Below are 7,855 nucleotides of genomic sequence, written 5' to 3'. Positions count from 1 at the left end.
GTCTGCGAGGAGACTTGTCCATCCTCTTTATAGACAAACGCCCTAAGCCAAATCGGCCTAGGGCGGTAAAAATATCAAAGACCCGATATCCTGTTAATCACAAGGCAGCTCCGCTTAAGTGAACTACGTTGCGGTGCAACCGGCCCTTTTTTGTGGTACACCAATAGTTTCCAAGCCAATCGGTTCGTCAGTATGGAGTGACAAGATGGATCTGAATTACGACAACAACAATATTTTCGCCCGCATTCTTCGCGGCGAGTTGCCCTGTATCAAACTCTATGAAGATGAGCATACTCTGTCTTTCATGGATATCATGCCGCAAACCAAGGGCCACTTATTGGTGTTGCCCAAAGAGCCGGCCGTGACCCTGTATCAGTTGTCTGATGAAGCGGCGGTGGCCTGCATGCGTACCGTCAAACTGATGGGCAAGGCAGTGGAAAAGGCCATGGGTATCCCGGGCTCTACTGTGTTCCAACACAACGGCAGCGCCGCCGGTCAGAGTGTGCCCCATGTACATTTTCATGTATTGCCCGGCCCGCTTAAAGGCCTGATGGAGCACGCTGCCCATCAGGGGGATATGGATGAGCTGCACACCATAGCCGACAGAATTCGCGCTTGTATTGGATCTTGAGAGTTATTTTCTATGAGGCTGTTGACCCAATCAAAACTTGAAGGAAAGGAGGATAAAAAGTTCCATTAGTTCTTCTTGTTATTTGTTAAGTTGATATTCCCAGTACTTATCCAAATAAAGCCTTGGCTCAAGTCAAGGCTTTAATTTGCGCTCTTTACCATGCAGAGCGTTATCATCTTCAATCCTCGCTTTAATTTAACAAATCATCCTGATTTTTAGCTTGATGGTGATTTGTTTCTTGAGATATATCCGTTTCTGGTAGCATAAAAAACTACTTCCTTAGTTAATCATTTACTTAAATGCGGAACATAATAATAACAAATGTGTTGTTTGTATCATTTAAATAGCGCTTTAATCTGACTGAATAGGCTCATTTTATGCGTTGTTAACCTTTGCTTTTGATTTGGGGGAAGCGGGATTGCCTAAAGAAAGTTTTGGTGTCTCATTGTGATGTATCAGCATTGAAACAAATTGTTTTGTGATCTATATCACACTTTAATGCTCTGGCTATGTTAATTAATGTGTTTTAAATTAACGAAAAATCAAAGTCAATTTTTAGGTTTTCCATCATAATTGGCTGCATATTTATTCGCTTTTGGATTAGTGGGCCATAATTGCCATAAAATAAAACATTGGTAAAACATAAATAAAACATTTTAGTTTTTGTCAGATGAAAATCCTGTTATTGACGCTATTGAAACGAGGCGACAGTATCTTGGCAACGCTGCATTAATAAGTGCGGTGAAAATAAAAACAAACCAAGAAGTAAGGGAGTTTAAAATGATAAGAACCAATAAGCTGACCAGCTCAGTAAGATTGGCGTTATTTGCTGCAGTCTCAACGTCAGCTGCATCTGTCTCTCAGGTAGCTTTTGCTGCCGAAGAGGGAGCCAAGGTAGAACGTATTGAAGTCACAGGTTCACGTATCCAGCGTCAAGATATGGAAACCGCTTCACCAGTGACAGTGATTAGTGCCGACGCCATTCGAGCGGAAGGTTTCACTTCAGTGGATCAATTGCTGCAGGCTCAAACTTCCATGGCCGGTGCTGCAGTGGGTTCCAGTACCAATAATGGAGCCGATGGTGTGGCTCAGGTTGATCTGCGAGGCATGGGCGCTGAGCGGACACTGGTACTGCTTAATGGTCGCCGTATGGTCAATTCCGGCTCTGGTGCCGATAGTGCAGTGGATTTGAACTCTATCCCAGTGGCTATGATAGCTCGGGTAGAAATTCTTAAAGACGGGGCTTCTGCGGTATACGGCTCCGATGCCATCGCCGGTGTGGTTAACATTATCACCAAGAAAGACTTTGAAGGTTTTCAGTTGGATTTCAACGGCAGCGGAACCGATAAAGGCGACGGTGAGAGCGGTGAGCTGAGTTTGTTGTATGGCTTCAACACAGACAATGGCGGCAATTACACCTTCGGCGCCGCTTATTCTGACCGCCGTGGCGTAATTCAGGGGGATCGTGATTGGACCGAGCCAGGAGCCAGTTCCTTTATTCCTACCGGCTCTCTGAACGGAATGGTCAAAGACGCCAATGGTAATTGGGTCGAGCGCAGCACAGGTTATGATTATACTCAGGATAGTTGGTTCCAAACGCCTAGTGAGCGTTATAGCTTGTTTGCCAACATGATCCAGGAGCTGGGTAATGAGTTGGTGCTGACAGGTGACATACTGTATACCAAGCGTAAGTCAGATCAGCAAATGGCGGCTCAACCAGCCGATATCATGCTGGGTGTCTGTGGCGAGGAAGATATTGATGCTTCTCGCTGTCTCACGTTGGATCAATCCATGCTGGATGCCGGTATCAAAGCCGATAAGACCGGCCGTGTTAACTACCGTCGCCGTACCAATGACGTAGGGCCTCGTATCTATAATCAGGACGTCGATACGCTGCGCGCCTCGATTGCCCTGCAGGGCACGCTGGATGTTCATACCGGCATGACTTGGGATCTGTCTTACACCTATGGCAAGAACAAGGCCGATACCTGGGTTGAAAACTCCATTAATGCCAAAAAGATGGAAAACTCGGTTTACAACAATCAAGGCGCCTGGCTCAGCGGTGCACCCCTGACCCAAGAGATCATCAACGACATAGGCTTCACCGAGCGCAATGATGGTGGCAACGAACAACATCTGGTTGCCGGTGTGTTGAGCGGTGAGCTGTTTGATCTCGATGCCGGTCCGGTCAGCTTCGCTATCGGTGCCGAATACCGTTACGATAGCGGTTACTTTAATCCGGATCCTGTGATTGTCGCCGGTGAGGGTACAGCGGCCCAGCAAGATCCTACCGATGGTAACTATGATGTGATCTCTGTTTATCAGGAGGTTAGCGTACCTTTCAGCGACAAGCTGACCGGTGAATTTGCCCTGCGTTTCGATGATTACTCCACTTTTGGTAAGGCATCGACCTGGAAGATAGGCCTGACCTATGAAGCGACCGACGACTTAATGCTGCGCGCCGTGGCGGCTACCGGTTTCCGTGCGCCAAACGTCAGTGAGCTCTACGGTGGTAACACAGGATCGTACGACTATCTGACCGATCCATGGGGCAACGAGCAAGACCCACAGATTTTGGTGAACTATACCTCGGACGAAAACTTGGAACCTGAAGAGTCTGAGTCTTACACTGCCGGTCTGGTTTACTCACCGCACTTTATTGACGGCATGTCTTTGACCCTGGACTACTGGCGTTTTCGGGTAACCAATGCCATTACTCGTCTGGATGCTCAAAAAGGCCTGAAAGATTGTTACGCCGGCAACCAGTTTGCCTGTGATACCTTCAAGATTACTTCTGACGGCGATCTATCTGACTTTACCAATCCGCTGACCAACGTAGGTAGCCAGAATACCAGTGGTATCGATTTCAACCTGGCTTACAGCTTCGAAGGCCTGGGACTGGACTGGAAGATTAACAACGACCTGACCTACCTGTTGGAGTTTGAGCAGGATGGCGTTTCTTATGATGGTACCATTGACGGTAACTTTGGCGCCTATGCGGAAGTTCGCAATAACTTCAGTATTCAAGCCAGTCGTGGCGACTGGAGCCTGATGTACTACAACCGTTATATCGGTAAGATGGATGATATTTATACTGACTATGATCAGAATGATAATCCGTTTACAGCGGTTGCCAAGGCTGATGCCGTTATGTATCACAACATTGTCGGCACCTATCACTTCACTGATGGTTTGACAGCCTCCTTGGGTGTAAAGAACCTGACAGATGAAGAACCTTCATTTGTATCCAATGGCAGTGATGCCGGAACTGTCCCTGAGGTTTATGACACCATAGGTCGTCAAATCTACGGTGGTGTAACTTACAAGTTCTAAGTCATCTCATAAAATGCCAAAGCGCCTTCGGGCGCTTTTTTTTGGGTTTAATCTACGGCAGTAGGAAATGTCGCTCTGACCTTAAAAAGAAGTCGGCGCGATCTCGATAATTATAATCCCATTCGCAGCAGTCGTTTGATTTTGTTATTCATCTCTCGCCATAGTTATTATGTCACCTATGGGCCGCTGAAATGCATATTCCAAGCAGGTAATTTTTGAGTGGTTGCTCAAACTGTAATGAGTGCTTGGATGCTATTTCCCTTGGGCTAAATTATTCAAGTTTTCAGCGAATCATATGCGGAGGTACAGTCCTATCCTGTCTATTGTGCGTCTTGCAAAGGCGCAGGGCTATTTATTGTGAACCACGCCTTGCATCCAAGGCTTGTAAGCCCGCAAAAAGCACTCATGGGCCTTTTCGTATCTTCTTCACTGATGTTTTGGTTCAATCCAACTTTTTCATCAGATAACCGAGGGCTATTAATCGCCTCTTCTTTACTTTACGAGCAAGCACCTACGGCCTTGATTGAACCGTTAAGGGGCGGTTTGTGCTCTCTTAATGGCGTGGCTGGCTAATCCGAGCTCGCAAATGAAATGATATGGCTCTTGGATCCCTTCATTTTGGGACAATCCCCCCCGTTCCCTCAAATCAAAGACATTATTTATATCCATAGTAGCTTGAGAGGCTTGATTACAGACACATTTACCCTGGTATACAGGCTTGAAGTGCTCACTCTAAAAGAATAATTACAACAGCATAAAAAACTATTAGAGAAAAGCATAGATAAGATGAAGTAAAACAAGTTGCTAACATAACTATGTTGCATACCGTTTGTAATATGACCTGGCGAACAGAGAACTCCATGCAGGTATACCTAAAAGAGCAGGTAGTCAAACACCCCAATGAAGCATTCCGTTTCGTGATGTTGGTCTTGTATTCTGTATAAGGGTGGTGCAAGTCACGTTTTTGATTAATGGTTGTGTTACTTAAATGAGGTGCTTTTAACAAAAAATCAAAATTATTTTTTGACAAATCCACTTATTTAAGTTTGCAGTTATATACCAATTGCAGGGCAGTTGAAGTTCACTCAAAAAATAAACAATCTGATTTCAATTTGGAAACAATAAAGCCTTGGTCAGATTAAAACTCTGTTATTGACGGTTTTGCAACCAGGCGACAGTATCTTTGCTCGCCGCTCCTAAAGAGGTCGGCGAACATAAAAACAATTCAGGAAGCAAGGGAGTTTATTATGACAAGAACCAATAAGCTGGCCAGTGCGGTTAAATTGGCACTGTTTGCTGCTGTGTCAACGGCAGCAGTATCTGTCTCTCAGGAAGCTTATGCTGCAGAGGAGGGCGACAAGGTTGAGCGTATCGAAGTCACAGGCTCACGTATTCAGCGCCAAGATATGGAAACCGCTTCTCCTGTAACAGTGATCAATGCCGACACTATTCGGGCAGAAGGTTTCACTTCGGTCGATCAATTATTGCAGGCACAAACCTCCATGGCTGGTGCGGCTATTGGCTCAACCACCAATAATGGTGCCGATGGTGTAGCTCAGGTCGATTTGCGAGGTATGGGCGCTAAGCGCACCTTGGTACTGCTTAATGGCCGCCGTATGGTCAATTCCGGCTCCGGTGCCGATAGTGCCGTGGATTTGAATTCTATTCCTGTGGCTATGATTGCCCGGGTGGAAATTCTCAAAGACGGGGCTTCTGCGGTATACGGTTCCGATGCCATTGCCGGTGTAGTTAACATTATCACCAAGAAAGACTTTGAAGGCTTACAGTTGGATTTTAACGGCAGCGGAACCGACAAGGGTGACGGTGAAACCGGGGAATTGAGTCTGTTGTATGGTTTCAACACAGATAATGGCGGCAACTACACTTTTGGCGCGGCGTACTCTGACCGTCGTGGCGTGATCCAGAGTGACCGTGATTGGACAAAGCCTGGTGCCAGTTCTTTCATCCCAACCGGTTCTCTGGCCGGTATGGTCAAAGACGCCAACGGTAACTGGGTTAAGCGCAGTACTGGTTATGATTTCACCAAAGACAGTTGGTTTCAAACGCCAAGCAAGCGCTACAGCCTGTTTGCCAACATGATTCAGGAGCTGGGCAATGAACTGGTATTGTCAGGTGACATACTGTACACCAAGCGTAAGTCCGATCAGCAAATGGCGCCGCAGCCTGCCGATATCATGTTAGGAGTTTGTGGTCAGGCAAGAGTGAATCCTAACCGTTGTATTACCTTGGATCAGTCTATGTTGGCTGCAGGTATAAAGGCGGACAAGACAGGGCGAGTCAATTATCGTCGTCGTACCAATGATGTTGGGCCGCGTATTTATAATCAGGATGTCGATATTCTGCGTGCTTCTCTTGCTCTGCAAGGCACGTTGGATATCAATACAGGTATGACTTGGGATTTGTCTTATACCTATGGCAAGAATAAGGCCGATACCTGGGTTGAAAACTCTATCAATGCTGAAAAGATGACAAACTCAGTTTACAAGAATCAAGACGCCTGGCTCAGCGGTGCGCCATTGACCCAAGAGATCATCAATGACATAGGCTTTACCGAACGTAACGACGGTGGTAACGAACAACATGTGCTCGCCGGTGTATTGAGTGGTGAGTTGTTTGAGCTGGCTGCCGGTCCTGTCAGTTTTGCTATCGGAACGGAATATCGCTATGACAGCGGATACTTTACCCCGGATCCTGTGATTGTCGCCGGTAAAGGGACAGCTGCTCAGCAAGACCCAACCGACGGTAACTATAATGTTATTTCAATCTATCAGGAGGTTAGTGTACCTTTCAGCGACAAGCTGACAGGTGAATTTGCCCTGCGTTTCGATGATTACTCTACTTTCGGTAAGGCGTCTACCTGGAAGGTAGGACTGACCTATGAAGCGACCGATGAACTTATGCTGCGCGCCGTGGCTGCCACAGGTTTTCGGGCGCCAAATGTCAGTGAACTCTATGGCGGTAACACAGGATCTTACGACTATTTGGAAGACCCGTGGAAGAATGCCCAAGATCCACAAATTTTGGTCAACTATACCTCAGATCCGAATCTGAAGCCCGAGGAGTCAGAGTCCTATTCTGCCGGCTTGGTTTATTCACCGGGTTTTATTGATGGAATGTCTCTGACCTTGGATTACTGGCGTTTTCGGGTAACCAATGCCATTACTCGCCTGGATGCGCAAAAAGGGCTGAAAGATTGTCATGCCGGTAAACAGGTTGCGTGCGAAACTTTCAAAATCACACCATCCGGTGACTTATCCAAATTCACCAACCCGCTGACCAACGTGGGAAGCCAGAACACCAGTGGTATCGACTTCAACCTGGCTTACAGTTTTGAAGGCCTGGGGCTGGACTGGAAGATCAATAATGACCTGACCTATCTGCTGAAATTTGAGCAGAATGGTGTGGCCTATGACGGTACTATTGACGGTAACTTTGGCGCCTATGCAAAGGTTCGCAATAACCTCAGCATCCAGGCAACTCGTGGTGACTGGAGCCTGATGTATTACAACCGTTATATAGATAAGATGGACGATATCCATACCAAGTACGATAAGAATAATAAACCTTACACAGCGGTTGCCAAGGCGGATGCTGTTCTGTACCACAACATTGTCGGTACCTATCACTTCACCGATGCCTTGACAGCTTCTCTGGGGGTGAAAAACCTGACAGATGAAGAGCCTTCATTTGTATCCAATGGCAGTGATGGAGGAACTGTTCCTGAGGTTTATGACACCATAGGTCGTCAAATCTACGGTGGTGTAACTTATAAGTTCTAGGCCATCTCATAAAATGAAAAAGCGCCCGAGGGCGGGTAATGCCGATCAGTTAAGACAGATCGCTTGACGATCTCACTGAAAGGATCAAAAT

At 46.6% G+C, this 7,855-nt stretch carries 3 protein-coding genes; all 3 read left to right on the top strand.

Annotation, left to right across the window (positions count from 1 at the left end; genetic code table 11):
• Positions 1-205 precede the first annotated feature (205 nt).
• Positions 206-631, top strand: coding sequence for an HIT family protein (locus CX651_RS19360; protein ID WP_189577836.1), 426 nt, complete (start codon positions 206-208; stop codon positions 629-631).
• Positions 632-1,411: 780 nt separating this feature from the next.
• Entirely contained in the window at positions 1,412-3,964 is a 2,553-nt protein-coding gene (locus CX651_RS19355; protein ID WP_101057729.1) for a TonB-dependent receptor plug domain-containing protein, read from the top strand.
• A 1,247-nt stretch (positions 3,965-5,211) separates the two neighbouring features.
• A complete protein-coding gene (locus tag CX651_RS19350; RefSeq protein ID WP_101057727.1) occupies positions 5,212-7,764 on the top strand; it encodes a TonB-dependent receptor plug domain-containing protein in 2,553 nt (850 codons plus the stop codon).
• Positions 7,765-7,855: the final 91 nt, after the last annotated feature.

This window comes from Shewanella chilikensis (assembly GCF_002836945.1).
GTDB classification, from domain to species: domain Bacteria; phylum Pseudomonadota; class Gammaproteobacteria; order Enterobacterales; family Shewanellaceae; genus Shewanella; species Shewanella chilikensis.
The sequence above is the reverse complement of the archived record's forward strand: the minus strand, read 5'-3'. Positions and strand labels throughout refer to the sequence as shown.